Source organism: Rhizobium ruizarguesonis, from assembly GCF_017357285.1.
Taxonomy (GTDB): domain Bacteria; phylum Pseudomonadota; class Alphaproteobacteria; order Rhizobiales; family Rhizobiaceae; genus Rhizobium; species Rhizobium ruizarguesonis.
This window is the reverse complement of record NZ_CP071678.1, coordinates 328,713-342,781: the sequence shown is the minus strand read 5'-3', so window position 1 is coordinate 342,781 and position 14,069 is coordinate 328,713. Positions and strand designations below refer to the sequence as shown.

Annotated in this window: 16 protein-coding genes; 6 read left to right on the top strand and 10 right to left on the bottom strand. The window is 62.1% G+C overall.

The genetic code is table 11. The features are described 5' to 3' along the window. Window positions 1–13: 13 nt before the first annotated feature. From pheS to infC, 4 genes are all read right to left on the bottom strand, one after another. Window positions 14–1,096, bottom strand: a complete 1,083-nt coding sequence (pheS, locus tag J3P73_RS01630; RefSeq protein ID WP_207579737.1) for a phenylalanine--tRNA ligase subunit alpha — start codon at window positions 1,094–1,096, stop codon at window positions 14–16. 150 nt (window positions 1,097–1,246) lie between these two features. Continuing rightward, window positions 1,247–1,651 (bottom strand): 50S ribosomal protein L20, encoded by a 405-nt coding sequence (rplT, locus tag J3P73_RS01625; RefSeq protein ID WP_003544622.1) that lies wholly within the window; start codon window positions 1,649–1,651, stop codon window positions 1,247–1,249. Between the two features lie 38 nt (window positions 1,652–1,689). Beyond that, a complete protein-coding gene (gene rpmI / locus J3P73_RS01620; RefSeq protein ID WP_003544621.1) occupies window positions 1,690–1,893 on the bottom strand; it encodes a 50S ribosomal protein L35 in 204 nt (67 codons plus the stop codon). A gap of 311 nt (window positions 1,894–2,204) precedes the next feature. Beyond that, the gene (gene infC / locus J3P73_RS01615; protein WP_075225634.1) at window positions 2,205–2,741 is read right to left on the bottom strand and encodes a translation initiation factor IF-3; all 537 of its coding nucleotides are present in this window, start codon (window positions 2,739–2,741) and stop codon (window positions 2,205–2,207) included. Window positions 2,742–2,919: 178 nt separating this feature from the next. On the opposite strand from infC, the gene J3P73_RS01610 reads away from it, so the two are divergent. Together J3P73_RS01610 and J3P73_RS01605 are read left to right on the top strand one after the other, a co-directional pair. After that, window positions 2,920–3,759 carry an alpha/beta hydrolase gene (locus J3P73_RS01610; protein WP_024322279.1) on the top strand — a complete coding sequence of 280 codons (840 nt, stop codon included), beginning with the start codon at window positions 2,920–2,922 and terminating at the stop codon, window positions 3,757–3,759. A 154-nt stretch (window positions 3,760–3,913) separates the two neighbouring features. Beyond that, window positions 3,914–4,513, top strand: coding sequence for a transglutaminase-like cysteine peptidase (locus J3P73_RS01605; protein ID WP_018069940.1), 600 nt, complete (start codon window positions 3,914–3,916; stop codon window positions 4,511–4,513). Between the two features lie 479 nt (window positions 4,514–4,992). On the opposite strand, the gene mbfA is transcribed toward J3P73_RS01605, so the two are convergent. Continuing rightward, window positions 4,993–5,976 (bottom strand): iron exporter MbfA, encoded by a 984-nt coding sequence (mbfA, locus tag J3P73_RS01600; RefSeq protein ID WP_011650070.1) that lies wholly within the window; start codon window positions 5,974–5,976, stop codon window positions 4,993–4,995. Between the two features lie 173 nt (window positions 5,977–6,149). On the opposite strand from mbfA, the gene J3P73_RS01595 reads away from it, so the two are divergent. Then, complete coding sequence (locus J3P73_RS01595; protein WP_024322280.1) at window positions 6,150–6,617, top strand: group III truncated hemoglobin; 468 nt, start codon at window positions 6,150–6,152, stop codon at window positions 6,615–6,617. A gap of 2 nt (window positions 6,618–6,619) precedes the next feature. Here J3P73_RS01595 and J3P73_RS01590 read toward each other — a convergent pair whose 3' ends face one another. From J3P73_RS01590 to J3P73_RS01580, 3 genes are all read right to left on the bottom strand, one after another. After that, window positions 6,620–7,531, bottom strand: a complete 912-nt coding sequence (locus tag J3P73_RS01590) for an EamA family transporter (RefSeq protein ID WP_130772131.1) — start codon at window positions 7,529–7,531, stop codon at window positions 6,620–6,622. Window positions 7,532–7,849: 318 nt separating this feature from the next. Next, complete coding sequence (gene recX, locus J3P73_RS01585) at window positions 7,850–8,401, bottom strand: recombination regulator RecX (RefSeq protein WP_130772129.1); 552 nt, start codon at window positions 8,399–8,401, stop codon at window positions 7,850–7,852. A 9-nt stretch (window positions 8,402–8,410) separates the two neighbouring features. Continuing rightward, window positions 8,411–9,436, bottom strand: coding sequence for a histone deacetylase family protein (locus J3P73_RS01580; protein WP_130772127.1), 1,026 nt, complete (start codon window positions 9,434–9,436; stop codon window positions 8,411–8,413). A 133-nt stretch (window positions 9,437–9,569) separates the two neighbouring features. Here J3P73_RS01580 and J3P73_RS01575 point away from each other — a divergent pair, with 133 nt between their 5' ends. Then, window positions 9,570–10,181 carry an HAD-IA family hydrolase gene (locus J3P73_RS01575; protein WP_130772125.1) on the top strand — a complete coding sequence of 204 codons (612 nt, stop codon included), beginning with the start codon at window positions 9,570–9,572 and terminating at the stop codon, window positions 10,179–10,181. A gap of 15 nt (window positions 10,182–10,196) precedes the next feature. Here J3P73_RS01575 and J3P73_RS01570 read toward each other — a convergent pair whose 3' ends face one another. Next, the gene (locus J3P73_RS01570; protein WP_018070277.1) at window positions 10,197–10,715 is read right to left on the bottom strand and encodes a GNAT family N-acetyltransferase; all 519 of its coding nucleotides are present in this window, start codon (window positions 10,713–10,715) and stop codon (window positions 10,197–10,199) included. A gap of 24 nt (window positions 10,716–10,739) precedes the next feature. Next, entirely contained in the window at window positions 10,740–11,306 is a 567-nt protein-coding gene (locus J3P73_RS01565; RefSeq protein WP_130772123.1) for a helix-turn-helix domain-containing protein, read from the bottom strand. Window positions 11,307–11,444: 138 nt separating this feature from the next. Between J3P73_RS01565 and tenA the strand changes: the two genes are divergently transcribed. Next, entirely contained in the window at window positions 11,445–12,143 is a 699-nt protein-coding gene (gene tenA, locus J3P73_RS01560; protein WP_024323486.1) for a thiaminase II, read from the top strand. A 76-nt stretch (window positions 12,144–12,219) separates the two neighbouring features. Beyond that, window positions 12,220–14,052 carry a translation elongation factor 4 gene (gene lepA, locus J3P73_RS01555; protein ID WP_017962846.1) on the top strand — a complete coding sequence of 611 codons (1,833 nt, stop codon included), beginning with the start codon at window positions 12,220–12,222 and terminating at the stop codon, window positions 14,050–14,052. The last annotated feature ends 17 nt before the right edge of the window (window positions 14,053–14,069 follow it).

Sequence of the window (14,069 nt, the reverse complement as noted above, 5' to 3'; positions counted from 1 at the left end):
CCCAATTCTCCGTTCAAGCGCTGAGGCCGCCGAACAGCGTCGGCATGTCGAGCGGGCGGAAGCCGTAATGCGTCATCCAGCGGACGTCGGCGTTGAAGAAGTCGCGCAGGTCGGGCATGCCGTATTTCAGCATGGCGATGCGATCGAGGCCCATGCCCCAGGCAAAACCCTGATATTCGTCGGGATCGAGCCCGCCGTAACGCAGCACGTTCGGGTGGACCATGCCGCAGCCGAGGATTTCCATCCAGTCGGTACCCTCGCCGAACTTGACGATCGGGCCGGAGCGGTCGCACTGGATATCGACCTCGAAAGAGGGCTCGGTGAAGGGGAAGAAGGACGGGCGGAAACGCATCGTCACGCTGTCGACCTCGAAGAAGGTCTTGCAGAATTCTTCCAGCACCCAGCGGAGGTTGGCGACATTGGCCTTCTTGTCGACGACCAGGCCTTCGACCTGATGGAACATCGGCGAATGCGTGGCGTCCGAGTCCTGGCGGTAGGTCTTGCCGGGAATGATGATGCGGATCGGCGGTGTCTGCGCCTCCATGGTGCGCACCTGCACCGGCGAGGTATGGGTGCGCAGAACCTTGCGCTCACCATTCTCATCCGGGTTGAAGAAGAAGGTGTCGTGCATCTCGCGGGCCGGATGGCCTTCGGGGAAATTCAGCGCGGTGAAATTGTAATAATCGGTCTCGATGTCGGGACCTTCAGCGATCGAGAAGCCCATGTCGGCGAAGATCGCGGTGATCTCATCGACGATCTGGCTGATAGGATGGATACGGCCGCGCTCGGCGGGCGAAGGGCGCACCGGCAGGCTGACGTCGACCGTTTCGGCCTTCAGCCGCGCATCGATCGCCGCTTGCCGGAGCGTCGTCTTGCGGGCGGTGAGCGCCTCGGTCACCGCGTTCTTCAGAACATTGATCGCCGCCCCCTTGCTCTGGCGCTCTTCCGGCGTCATGGCGCCGAGCGTCTTCAACAGTTCGGAGACGGAGCCCTTCTTGCCGAGGGCGGAAACGCGCACGGCTTCCAGGGCGGTTTCGTCATCGGCGGCGGCGATTTCGGCGAGCAGCGATGTGTTGAGCTGGTCGATATCTGACATTGTCACTTCTTTCCGTCCAGTATCAGGCGGGCGATCGGGAGGCAGGCGGCGCCGGCCGGCGCCAGGAATATAAAGAAAGAAAAACCCGCGCTAGCCCAAACCAGCGCGGGTTTCCCAAAATCATAAATTCAAAAGCTTGGGAAGCGCTGGTTACTTGACCGCGCCTTCAAACTCGTTCGCCGTGCCGGCTTCCTTGAGGTATTCAAGAGCCTTCTTGGCAGCGCTGACCAGCGCGCCGAATGCTTCCGGCTCGTGGATCGCCATGTCGGAGAGAACCTTGCGGTCGACTTCGATGCCAGCCTTGTTCAGGCCGTCGATGAAGCGGCCGTAGGTCAGGCCGAATTCACGCACAGCGGCGTTGATGCGCTGGATCCAAAGCGCACGGAAGTTGCGCTTGTTGACCTTGCGGTCGCGGTAGGCGTACTGCTTCGAACGATCGACAGCAGCCTTGGCGGTACGGATGGTGTTCTTGCGGCGGCCGTAAAAGCCCTTTGCTGCCTTCAGAACCTTCTTGTGCTTGGCATGAGAGGTGACGCCTCTTTTTACACGTGCCATATCATGATCTCCTTAAATCTAGCGTTCGCGGACGAGTCTCAGAGACCGTTCGGCAGGTAATTCTTGATAACCTTGCGGCCATCCGGTTCTGCGAGAACCATGGTGCCACGTGCATCGCGAATGAACTTGTTGGAACGCTTGATCATGCCATGGCGCTTGCCAGCAGCGGCAGCCTTGACCTTGCCGGTTGCGGTGATCTTGAACCGCTTCTTGGCAGAGGACTTCGTCTTCATCTTGGGCATTTTGCTACTCCTTCTGTCCTCCCTGCGCGCTTTATCAAAAAAGCCCTTCTCGCGAAGTCCGGTTCTCCGGCCGTCGCAACAAGGTGCGGGAGCGTTTGTTGTTGATCTGCGGCATCGGCGACGAACCGTTCCGCAAGCATTCGAAACTGCCACGGCATGCCCTGCCGGTCAGTTCGGACGCGCGCTTATAACCGCAGCGTCATGAAAGTGCAACGGGGCCGCGGAGGAATCTTCGTGCATCCAAAAATACAGTGGCAGAAAGCACAAAAGCCGCCCTTGCGGACGGCCTTGGGCGAAATACTGCCTGGCGCTTACTTCGGCGCCAGCACCATCATCATCTGGCGGCCTTCGAGCTTGGGCTCAGCTTCGACCTTGGCGAACTCGATCGTATCGGCCTTGACTTGCTGCAGAAGCTTCATGCCGAGTTCCTGGTGGGCCATTTCACGGCCGCGGAACTTCAGCGTCACCTTGACCTTGTCGCCTTCGTCGAAGAAGCGACCCATCGCCTTCATCTTCACCTCATAATCATGGGTGTCGATGTTCGGGCGCATCTTGATTTCTTTGACTTCGACGATCTTCTGCTTTTTGCGCGCCTCGGCGGCCTTCTTCTGGTTGGCATATTTCAGCTTGCCCAGATCGAGGATCTTGCACACTGGCGGCTCGACATTTGGGGAAATTTCGACGAGATCGAGGCCGGCTTCTTCCGCCATTCTCAAGGCCTGGTCGGTAGGCACGACGCCCATATTCTCTCCGTCAGCCCCGATCAGCTGAACTTTGGGAATGCGGATTTCACGGTTCGAGCGCGGTCCGTCCTTCACGGGCGCGTCGGTTTTAAAAGGTCTGCGAATGGTCGTATTCTCCTCGCGTTGTTTCGGAACGTTGCAGCATCGCGCTCCCAATCAGGGGTGCACAAACGTGTCGCGTCATCGCTGCAACGGAGTCAATATCATCCTTTAGCGGAAAAATCACCCGCTGTCAGCCTGCCAAGAATCTGTTTTATAGGCCAAAACAACAGGAGTTTCGCCGATGTCCGATCAGTTGTCCAATGCCCAGCCGCAGTTCCTGACGGTCGGCGAGGGTGAGGCGGCGCGTGAGATCGCCATGCTCGTCCGCCCGGCGCAGGTCGGCAATGGCGCACCGGCACTCGTCTGGCTGTCCGGCTACCGCTCCGACATGAGCGGCACCAAGGCGGTGGAACTCGACGGGCTGGCGGCGGAACTTGGGCTTGCCTCCATCCGCCTCGATTATTCCGGCCACGGGCTTTCCGGCGGCAGCTTCGGCGACGGCACGATCTCGCGCTGGCTGGAGGAGGCGCTTGCCGTCATCCGCCATGTCGCCCCCGAACGCGTGATCCTCGTCGGCTCCTCGATGGGCGGCTGGATCGCGCTCAGGCTGGCGCAGGAGCTTGCGCGGCAGGGTGGCCCAAAGCTCGCAGGGCCAAAGCTCGCAGGGATGGTGCTGATCGCGCCGGCGCCCGATTTCACCTCAGAGCTGATCGAGCCGAACCTCAAGGCCAAGGAGCTGAAGTCACTGGCCGAGCGCGGCTATTTCGAAGAGCGTTCGCAATACAGCCCGGAACCGAACATCTATACACGAGCGCTGATCGAGGACGGCCGCGAGAACCGGGTGCTCGACGGCATTATCGAAACGGGCTGCCCGGTGCATATCCTCCAAGGCATGAAAGACCCTGACGTGCCGCATGCGCATGCGATGAAACTGGTCGAGCATCTTCCCGCCGACGACGTGGTGCTGACCTTCATCCGCGACGGCGACCATCGCCTTTCCCGCCCTGGCGATATCGCGCTTCTCTTGAGTGCCGTCAAAGGCATCATCCGTTCATCAACAAATAGGCAGATGCCCGCCTGAATAGCATCGGCCGAAAGTAAGCTCCCGGGCTTGTTGCATTTTAACCATGTCGACGAGTTGCAAGGCGCTCCCAAGAAGTAACGATTGACTCTTTCCGGCCCTCTCCATTAACACTTTGTTAATAAATAAGGGGCGATGCGAGGAAAGAGCGGGCGTGCGGATCAAGGGTATCTTTGTGGCCATGATGGCCATGTTTGCGATGGCGACGGCCGCCATACCGGCCCCCAGCAGAAATGCTTCCATGGTGACAGGCAATGCCACCTCACAGCCGATCGGTCACTACGATTTCTGTCAGATCCACCGCAGTGAATGCGGTGCAAACCGCAATTCCGGCCCGGTCGCCATGACCGCTGCAAGCTGGTCGGTCGTGCGTTCGGTCAACGCCACGGTCAACCGCACGATCACGCCGATGACCGACAAGGAGATCTACGGCAAGGATGAGGTCTGGGCCTATCCGACCACTGCCGGCGACTGCGAGGATTTCGCGCTGCTGAAGCGCCGCATGCTGATCCAGCGCGGCTTTTCGGCCGCCGATCTGCTGATGACCGTCGTGCGTAAGCCGGATGGCGAAGGCCATGCGGTGCTGACGCTGCGTACCGCCGAGGGCGATTTCGTGCTCGACAACCTCGCCTCCGACGTCAAGCCGTGGTTTGGAACGCCCTATTCCTTCGTCAAGCGCCAGTCGAGCTACAATGCCGGCCGCTGGGTCACCATCGAGAACGGCCGCGACGTCCTGGTCGGCGCCCTGCGGTAAAGGTTGCAATTGAGAATGTGGAAAGGCCGGCGGTTTGCCGGCCTTTTTGTTTTGCCGGGTGGTTCTTTATACAGGGAGGGCTGCCTTTCGCTTACGCTCAGGGCGTTCGTCGCTTATGCTCCTCACCCCCCTCATCTGCCCTAACGGGCATCTTCTCCCCGCTGGGGAGAAGGGGGAGCAATCCGCACGGGTGTCATTCCCGAACCAATGCCGCAAGGGGAGCGAGGCGCCGCCACGACTCCCCTTCTCCCCAGCGGGGAGAAGAAGCCGGCAGGCAGATGAGGGGGTGAGCGGCGAAGCCGCGAATGCGCTGAGCGCAAGCGAAGGGCAAGACTGCAGTCGTGCCGCCTCTTGAGCCTTCGCAAACGCGGCCGGGGCCAAATAGTCAGCCGTCTCCCGGCCCTTCGCTTTGGGCTCAGGGCGTTCGTTGCTGCAATCGATTCGCTGGATCGATTGCTCGGGCTGCGCCCGACCGCAACTCACCCATTCCCGATCAGGATACCGGCGCCGAGCACCAGGCCGCCGCCGAGCACCACCTGGAAGGCGGCACGCAGGAAGGGGGTTTCCATGTAGCGGTTCTGGATGAAGGCGATCGCCCAGAGTTCGAAGAAGACGACGACGGCGGCGGTGATCGTTGCCGTCCAGAAATGCGGGATCAGATAGGGCAGCGCGTGGCCGAGGCCGCCGAGCGCCGTCATGATGCCGCAGGCAAGTCCGCGCTTGATCGGCGAGCCTCTGCCGGAAATCTTGCCGTCGTCATGGGCGGCCTCGGTGAAGCCCATCGAGATGCCGGCACCGACGGAGGCTGAAAGGCCGACGAGGAAGGTCTGCCAGGTATCTTGCGTCGCGAAGGCGGCGGCGAAGATCGGCGCCAGCGTCGAGACCGACCCGTCCATCAGCCCGGCAAGGCCCGGCTGCACATAGGTCAGCACGAATTGCCGATGCACCGTCGCGTCCTCGTCGTGCTTGACGTCTTCGGGCGTATGTTTGTCGCCCAGCATGCGGGCGATATCCTCATGCCCCTGTTCGGCAAGGGCGAGATCACCGAGAAGCTGGCGCGTCGAGGCGTCGGAGGTCCGTTTTGCCGCCTCGACATAGAAACGATAGGCCTGCTCCTCCATCGCCTCGGTTTCCCTGCGCATCGCATCCAGCGAAAGGTTTGCCCTGAGCCAGTCCGGCTTGCGCTCGTAGAAGCCCTCGACATGCTCGCGCCGGATCAACGGAATGCGCTCGCCGAAACGTTGACGATGGATCTCGATCAACGACTTGCGATGCGTATCCTCGACCTCGGCCATGTCCTCGAAGACCTTGGCCGAGGCCGGAAATTCGCGGCGCAGCCTGTCGGCATAGGCAAGATAGATGCGGGCATCGTCTTCCTCGGAGGCGATCCCAAGGGCAAGGATTTCCTGCTCGGACAGCGAGTCGAAAGATCGTTTCGAGGATCTGAAAAACCGCGCCAGCATGACTCTCTCCAATTTTTTAGAATAATTCTAAATCTAAAGAACCGTGCAATGCCGGTCAAGTGCGTACGGCAAGCTGGCTGACAGATTGCCGCAAGCGGCCCGGACGACTTTGGCGCGCTGGCATAAACACCTATATGAGAGGGCGCCGCATCACGCGGCGCCGGGGTTTTGGAATGGACAATGACATTCAGGGCCGCCCTGCTCATGTCGCGGCGATCCGCGAAAGGGCGGAGGCGGAGATGCGGGACATGGGCGTCGACGCGGCCTTCATCGACAGGCTGGTCGAGACCTTCTACGGGCGCGTGCTAACGCATCCCGATCTCGGCCCGGTATTCGACGCCAGGCTATCGGGCCGCTGGCCGGAGCATATGACGAAGATGAAGAGCTTCTGGTCGGCGGTCGCCTTCCGCAGCGGCGCCTATGGCGGCAAGCCGGTGCAGGCGCATACTCATGTGGCAAACCTGACGCCTGATCTCTTTCCGAAGTGGCTGTCGCTGTTTGCCGCAACGCTCGACGACATCGCCCCGTCGCCGGAGGCCAAGGCCTGGTTCATGACAACGGCGGAGCGGATCGCCAAAAGCCTGACACTGTCGCTGTTTTACAATCCGGCGCTCGACGATCCCAAGCGCAAACCGGCCTGATCTCAGGCCCTTTCCGCCGAGGCGGTGGCGCCGGCGCTGGCCGCCACGACGAGCGCCGTTCCCAGCATCTGCAGCACGGTCATCGGCTGGGCGAGGATCAGAAAGCCGGCAAGGGCGCCGATCGCCGGTTCGAGGCTCATCAGGATACCGAAGGAAGCCGCCGGCATGCGCCGCAGCGCCACCATCTCCAGCGCATAGGGCAGGAGCGGCACGAGGATGGCGAGGCCAAGGACCTCGACCAGTCCCCTCAGCGTGAAGGCGCCCGCCGTCTCCACCAGACCGAAGGGGGTTGCGACGAGGCCGGCGACGAGCAGCGACATCGAGAGACCTTCCAGCCCCTTGAAGGCAGCGCCGACCTTCTTCGTTAGCAGGATATAGACCGCCCATCCCACAGCCGAGCCGAGGGCAAAGAGGACGCCTGAGAGATTGCCGACCCAGCCTTCGCCGTCATGGGCGAGGAAGAGAATGCCGGCAGCAGCAATCAACGGCCAGGTGAGCCGCCAGGTCAGGCCATAACCGAAGACAGCGACCGAGAGCGGCCCGAGGAAATCGATGGCGATCGCCAGACCGAGCGGCAGCCGCTGGATCGCCGCGAAGAAGCAGAGCGTCATGGCAGCGGTCGTCGTGCCGAGCAGCAATGTCGCCCGCCATTGGGCGCTGGTATAACGCAGCACCGAAGGCCTGACGACGACGGCAAGGATGATCGCCGCGAAAGCAAGCCGCAGCCAGGTGGCGCCGGCAACGCCATAGGTCGCAATGGCTGACGAAGACAGTGCCGCGCCGAACTGGATCGAAGACATCGACATCAGGCACATCGCGACACCCGCCGCCAAGCCGCCCGAAGCCGGCGATACGCCCGGTTGCGCAATCAAGGCTGCGCCGTCAGTCCCGGTCTCGATATTCTTGATGTCCATGTGGCCCCCGATCCTGGCGCGGTTCTAGGCCGAAGACGGGGGAGAACCAAATTCAATCTTTTCATGCCGGGATCAAGAGCGCTGATGCTGAGGAATGCTAAGGATTGGCCGGCGGCGCGGGAGATCGCCGGTGGCAGCCCCTCATCCGCCTGCCAGCACCTTCTCCCCGCAGGCGGGGCGAAGGGACCATGCCGCGCCCTCTCCGTTCCCCACTCGCTCTCGCAAGGCACGTCCCCTCTCCCCGTTTTTTACGGGGAGAGGGTTAGGGTGAGGGACAGCCATCGGCGCGAACCAGCCAGCAAAAGCCTTGATGCAATATCAGCGACGGCCGGCAAGGATGACCTCTTCGGCGTCTTCGAAGCTCATGTCGAAGACCTTCCTGCCGATGTCGAAGCTGAAGCCGTTGCGGGCAAAAGCCGAAAGCTCTTTCGCCTTTCGCTTTTCATCAAGCTCGACCCGGCGGAAGGGGCCGAAGGCGCGCTTGCGGGCAAATATCGCTGCCGCATAGAGATCGTCTGCCTCTTCAAGCGCCGCCTCGACCTTGTCGCTGGAGACGCCCTTGGCAGCAAGCTTCTGGGCGATCGCGCGCTTCGATTTACCGCCGCGCACGGCAGAGCGCGTGCTGATCTCCGCATAGGCGTGATCGTCGAGCACCTTGTTGTCATACGCAAATTTAACAGCGAAATCGGCAACGGCCTTGAGTTGTGCCGCGCTGATACCGTCGAATTTCTCCTTCGCCTTGCGGGTAATGGCGTCAAACAGCTGCTTTTCCGTCATCATCCGCCGCTCGAGCCGATAGATAGCGGAGTTGCGCGCCCAGCTCAGCATACGGGGCGTCGGGATATCAGATGGAACGGTCTCGTCGGTCATCGGCAGGGATCAGGCTTCCAGACCCTTGAGGACATTGGCGACGTTGAGGCCGATCTCCGGCACGCCGTAGCCGCCCTCCATGCAGGCGAGCACCGGCAGGCCGGCGGCTGCTATCATCGCGCCCATGCGGGTAAAATCGTCGGAGGTGAGGCTGAAGAAGGAGATCGGATCGCGCTCGAAAGTATCGACGCCGAGTGCCACGACGATCGCCTCGGCGCCGAAGGCCTTGATGCGGGCCAGCGCATCGGCAAGGGCCGAAGACCAGACATCCCAAGGCGTGCCCGGCAGCATCGGATAGTTGCGGTTGCTACCTGCACCCTCCCCCTCGCCTTGCTCGTCGGCATGGCCGAGGAAATAGGGAAAGGCATGCATCGGATCGCCATGCAGCGAGGCGGTGAAGACATCGCCTCTGTGATAGAAGAGATCCTGCGTGCCGTTGCCATGGTGGAAATCGACATCCAGCACCGCGACTTTCCTCGCACCATGGTCGAGCAGCCGCTGCGCCGCGACGCCCGAATTGTTGATGAAGCAGTAGCCGCCGAAGAGATCGATGCCGGCATGGTGGCCGGGCGGGCGGCAGAGCGCGAAGGCGAAACGATTGCCGGCATTCAACCAGTCAGCGCCTGTGATCGCGCAGCGCATGGAAGCGATCGCCGCCTCGTAGGAGCCCTTGGTGATCGAGGTATCGGCGGCATTGGCATAGTGGCCGATCGCACCGACGATATTGTCGGGCACGCGCTGGCTGGTGCGGCGAACGGCGAAGGAATTGGCGATCGCCTCACCAGTGAAGCCGGCCGCCACCCAGCGGTCCCAGACGGTGGCGAGAAAATCCAGATAGGCGGGATCATGTACTTTTCGAGCCGTTTCCAACCCGTGCGCATCGGGCGCCACCACGTCGGTAAACCCCGCCTGCTTGACCGCCGCGAGAATCCATTCGGCGCGAAACGGCGCCTCGAAGGGCGTCACCAGTTGGCCGGCGTGCAGCTCCGTCCTGGCATCGCGCAGCTTGTGGTCTTCGGAATAGATGACGCGCATTTCAGATCCTGCCCTTGATTGACAATCGAGATTTACACGGCTCGGCCGCGACAAAAAAGTGGCGCGACGTCTTGAACGTCCAGGCGGATGACGCCACCTTCGCCGGTGTTTTGAGAACGAGGAAATTTTCCGCATGAAAGTGCTGATGGTCGATGTCGACGGCGTGCTCATTCATGGTCGCCCGACCGATGGCCTGCCTCTCTTCACCTATCTGGAGCGCGATCTCGGCCTGCGCCTCGACCTGCTGCAGCAGGAATTCTTCCAGACCCACTGGCGCGATATCATCATCGGCCGCGAAGCGCTGGAGCCGCGGCTCGCCAGCGTGCTCGCAAAGATCGCGCCCCATCTCAGCGCCGAAACACTGATCGACTACTGGTTCGAAAACGATTCCCGCCTCGACCGCAATCTGCTCGAAGAACTCGCCGCTCTCAGGCAAAGCGGCATCACCCTCTTGCTGGCGACCAACCAGGAACATAGGCGGGCACGCTACCTGATGGAGCAGATCGGCCTTAACGCGCATTTCGACGGCATCATCTATTCCGCAGCACTCGGGCACAGGAAGCCTTCTCCCGATTTCTTCCGGATGGCGACCGAGCGGGCCGGCGTGCTGCCTGGCGAGATCGCTTTCATCGACGATATGGCCGAAAATATCGAAGCAGCGCGGCAGTTCGGCTGGAATGCCGCGCAGTGGACGGCGGGCGCGACGCTTGGCGGCGCGCTTCCGGTCTTCGCCAGGCTGGCATGAGCGGGGCCGGCGCAATCAGGCGAGCCGCTTGTAGAACAGGGTGGTGGCGCAGAAACCGCCTTCCGGCCACAGCGCATAGTCGGGGATGACGCCGACGCGCTGCCAGCCCAAGCGCGGATAGATCGCCTCGGCATCGCTGCCGGTTGCCGTGTCGAGCACGAGCAGGGTCTTGCCGCGGCTTGCCGCCTCGCGTTCGGCGCCATCCATCAGCAGCCGGGCGAGCCCCTTGCCGCGGGCCGAGCGATGCACCAGCAGCTTCTTCAGATCGCCGCGATGCGGCTGGTTCGGCATCTGCGCGGCACCCACCTGCACCGTGCCGACGATCCTGCCGTCGAGTTCCGCGATCAGCAACAAGCTGCCGCCCGCAGCGACGGCATCGGCGACATCGCGCCAATAGGGCTCAGCATCTTCAGGCCCATAGGGCTGCATGAAGCCGACGGAGGCGCCGCCAGCGACGCAATCGACAAGCACTTCCGATAGAGCCGGAACGGCGGCGCGGGTCTCCTCGGCAGAAAGGATACGAATAGCAGGCATGCTGTTCTCCTGAATTGAATGGTTCTATCGGCTGCCGCGATCGAGCACGACGCAATAGCGCGCCGGCGCGTTGCCGGGATTGTAGAAGACGTGACCCTCGCCGACCGGCATAAAGAGGCAATCGCCCGGGCGCAGCCGGTAGACGGTCTCAGCCGCCGTCATCTCCAGCTCGCCGTCGAACAGCCAGATATGCTGCGTCATGCCATGGGCGCTCGCATGCGGGGGGAAGCTGACGCGTGCGCCGGCCGGGAATTCAACCTCGACGATATCGACATCGGAGGCGGTGCCCGGGGGTGAAACAGACCGCCTGATATAACGGGTCTCCGGATCGCGCCAGACCTGCTGTTCCTGCCTCCGGACGAGCGGCGAGGCCTGCCCCTCTTCCGCAAAGAAGGCCGACAGCGACAGGCCGAGCGCGGCGCAGATCCTTGCCAGCAGCGAGGCGGTCGGGCTCGCCTCCGCCCGCTCGATGCGCGAGATCATCGCCCGGCTGACGCCGGAAGCCGCAGCAAGATCATCGAGCGTCAGAGCCTTTTCCTGCCGCAGCGTGCGGATGCGGATGCCGATCGCCTGTTCGAGTTCCGGTTCCATTTTTCCGTCCAATGATTCCACTATAAGAGAAATACATTATCTGATGATGGAATCAAGTGCCTACGAAAAGCGGCCAAACGCGCCTTGCTTTCGCCGCTGCGCCGTCCATATATGGCGGCGTAATCCGAGGAGAGAGTGATGGACGCCAGCACGCAGAGCACGGACACGACGGGAAGCTTCACGGCTGCCGCCTGGGACAGGATCGCTCCGATCATGGCCGAAATCGAGGTCTTGCCGCTGCTGCAGCGCCTTTCGGACGGCACGCTGCCGTCCGAGGTGTTCCGGCACTACATCCTGCAGGATGCGCTCTACCTGAAGCATTATGCGCGATGCCTTGCGATCGTCGCGGCCAAGGCGCCCGACAATGCGCAGGTCCTGCGTTTCCTCGGTTCGGCGCAGAAGGCGATCACCGTCGAGCAGGGCCTGCATGCCGGCTTCCTCACCCAGTTCGGCATCACGTCTGCGGACGTCACATCAGCCGAACCCTCGCCTGCCGGCTTTGCCTATACGAACTTCCTGCTTGCCACCGCCTATCACAGTTCCTACGCGGTGGCGCTGTCCTCCATCCTTCCCTGCTTCTGGATTTACTGGCACGTCGGCGAAGCGATCAAGAACCGGCCTGTTATCGAGGGCAATGCCTTCCAGGCCTGGATCAACACCTATGGCGATCCGCAATTTGCCGCCGGTGCCCGTGAGGTGATCGCGCTGACCGACATCGCCGCGCGCACCGCATCGCCGGTGGAACGGGCGCAGATGACCGATGTCTTCGTGCGCGCCTCGCAATATGAATGGATGTTCTGGGATTCCGCCTGGCGGCTGGAGACGTGGCCGGTCTGATAGGCGACCGACACAGGACGAAATAGCGTAAACAGCGGGATAATTACCGCTTTGCGGCAGGGGGCGGCGCTGCTATATGGCGCGCATGAGCACCAATTCCACCACTCCGCTGTCCCATATCCGCAACTTTTCGATCGTGGCCCATATCGACCACGGCAAATCGACGCTGGCCGACCGCCTGATCCAGACGACGGGCGGCCTTGCCGAGCGCGAAATGTCCGAGCAGGTGCTCGACAATATGGATATCGAGCGCGAGCGCGGCATCACCATCAAGGCCCAGACCGTGCGCCTGCATTACCAGGCGAACAACGGCGAGAAATACATTCTCAACCTGATCGACACGCCCGGCCACGTCGACTTCGCCTATGAAGTCTCACGGTCGCTGTCGGCCTGTGAGGGCTCGCTGCTCGTCGTCGACGCCAGCCAGGGCGTCGAAGCGCAGACGCTCGCCAACGTCTATCAGGCGATCGACAATAATCACGAGATCGTCACCGTCCTCAACAAGATCGACCTGCCGGCCGCCGAACCCGACCGCATCAAGGAACAGATCGAGGAAGTGATCGGCATCGACGCTTCGGAAGCGGTGCTGATTTCGGCAAAGACCGGCCTCGGCATTCCCGATGTGCTGGAAGCGATCGTCCACAAGCTGCCGGCGCCGAAGAGCCCCGGCGGCGAAAAGGCGCCGCTGAAGGCGCTGCTCGTCGACAGCTGGTACGACGCCTATCTCGGCGTCATGGTTCTGGTCCGCGTCATCGACGGCGTGCTGACCAAGGGCCAGACGGTGCGGATGATGGGCACCGATGCGAAATACCAGGTGGAGCGTGTCGGCGTGCTGACGCCGAAGATGGTCAATATCGACCGCCTCGGCCCCGGCGAGATCGGCTTCATCACCGCCTCGATCAAGGAAGTGGCCGATACCCGCGTCGGCGATACGATCACCGAAGACAAGCGGCCGACGGCCCAGGCGCTGCCGGGCTTCAAGCCGGCGCAGCCGGTGGTGTTCTGCGGCCTCTTCCCGGTCGATGCCGCCGATTTCGAGGATCTGCGCGCCGCCATGGGCAAGCTTCGCCTCAACGACGCCTCCTTCTCCTTCGAGATGGAATCGTCGGCGGCCCTCGGTTTCGGTTTCCGCTGCGGCTTCCTCGGCCTGCTGCATCTCGAAATCATCCAGGAACGGCTGGAGCGCGAGTTCGACCTCGACCTCATCGCCACCGCACCGTCGGTCGTCTACAAGATGTACATGACCGACGGCACGGAGCGCGAGCTGCACAACCCGGCCGACATGCCCGATGTCGTCAAGATCTCGGAAATCCATGAACCGTGGATCCGCGCGACGATCCTGACGCCCGACGATTATCTCGGCAGCATCCTGAAGCTCTGCCAGGACCGGCGCGGCATCCAGATCGAGCTCACCTATGTCGGCACGCGCGCGATGCTGACCTACGACCTGCCGCTCAACGAAGTCGTGTTCGATTTCTACGACCGGCTGAAGTCGATCTCGAAGGGTTATGCCTCCTTCGACTATACGCTGACCGACCACCGTGAGGGCAACCTGGTGAAGATGTCGATCCTCGTCAACGGCGAGCCGGTCGACGCGCTGTCGATGATGGTGCACCGGACGGCTGCCGAAAAGCGCGGCCGCGACATGTGCGAGAAGCTCAAGGAGCTGATCCCGAAGCACATGTTCAAGATCCCGATCCAGGCCGCGATCGGCGGCAACGTCATTGCCCGCGAGACGATCTCGGCGCTGCGCAAGGACGTGACCGCAAAATGCTACGGCGGCGACGCCACCCGCAAGCGCAAGCTGCTCGACAAGCAGAAGGCCGGCAAGAAGCGCATGCGCCAGTTCGGCAAGGTGGAGATTCCCCAGGAAGCCTTCATCGCGGCATTGAAGATGGGCGACGAATAACGCTTCTCAACGCCATC

Excerpts from the sequence above, each read along its gene's own strand:
- J3P73_RS01595 (WP_024322280.1), top strand. The coding sequence starts at position 6,150 with ATGGACAATGACATTCAGGGCCGCCCTGCTCATGTCGCGGCGATCCGC.
- J3P73_RS01570 (WP_018070277.1), bottom strand. The coding sequence starts at position 10,715 with ATGCCTGCTATTCGTATCCTTTCTGCCGAGGAGACCCGCGCCGCCGTT.
- mbfA (WP_011650070.1), bottom strand. The coding sequence starts at position 5,976 with ATGCTGGCGCGGTTTTTCAGATCCTCGAAACGATCTTTCGACTCGCTG.
- rpmI (WP_003544621.1), bottom strand. The coding sequence starts at position 1,893 with ATGCCCAAGATGAAGACGAAGTCCTCTGCCAAGAAGCGGTTCAAGATC.
- J3P73_RS01580 (WP_130772127.1), bottom strand. The coding sequence starts at position 9,436 with ATGCGCGTCATCTATTCCGAAGACCACAAGCTGCGCGATGCCAGGACG.
- pheS (WP_207579737.1), bottom strand. The coding sequence starts at position 1,096 with ATGTCAGATATCGACCAGCTCAACACATCGCTGCTCGCCGAAATCGCC.
- J3P73_RS01565 (WP_130772123.1), bottom strand. The coding sequence starts at position 11,306 with ATGGAACCGGAACTCGAACAGGCGATCGGCATCCGCATCCGCACGCTG.
- J3P73_RS01575 (WP_130772125.1), top strand. The coding sequence starts at position 9,570 with ATGAAAGTGCTGATGGTCGATGTCGACGGCGTGCTCATTCATGGTCGC.
- tenA (WP_024323486.1), top strand. The coding sequence starts at position 11,445 with ATGGACGCCAGCACGCAGAGCACGGACACGACGGGAAGCTTCACGGCT.
- recX (WP_130772129.1), bottom strand. The coding sequence starts at position 8,401 with ATGACCGACGAGACCGTTCCATCTGATATCCCGACGCCCCGTATGCTG.
- J3P73_RS01610 (WP_024322279.1), top strand. The coding sequence starts at position 2,920 with ATGTCCGATCAGTTGTCCAATGCCCAGCCGCAGTTCCTGACGGTCGGC.
- J3P73_RS01590 (WP_130772131.1), bottom strand. The coding sequence starts at position 7,531 with ATGGACATCAAGAATATCGAGACCGGGACTGACGGCGCAGCCTTGATT.
- lepA (WP_017962846.1), top strand. The coding sequence starts at position 12,220 with ATGGCGCGCATGAGCACCAATTCCACCACTCCGCTGTCCCATATCCGC.
- rplT (WP_003544622.1), bottom strand. The coding sequence starts at position 1,651 with ATGGCACGTGTAAAAAGAGGCGTCACCTCTCATGCCAAGCACAAGAAG.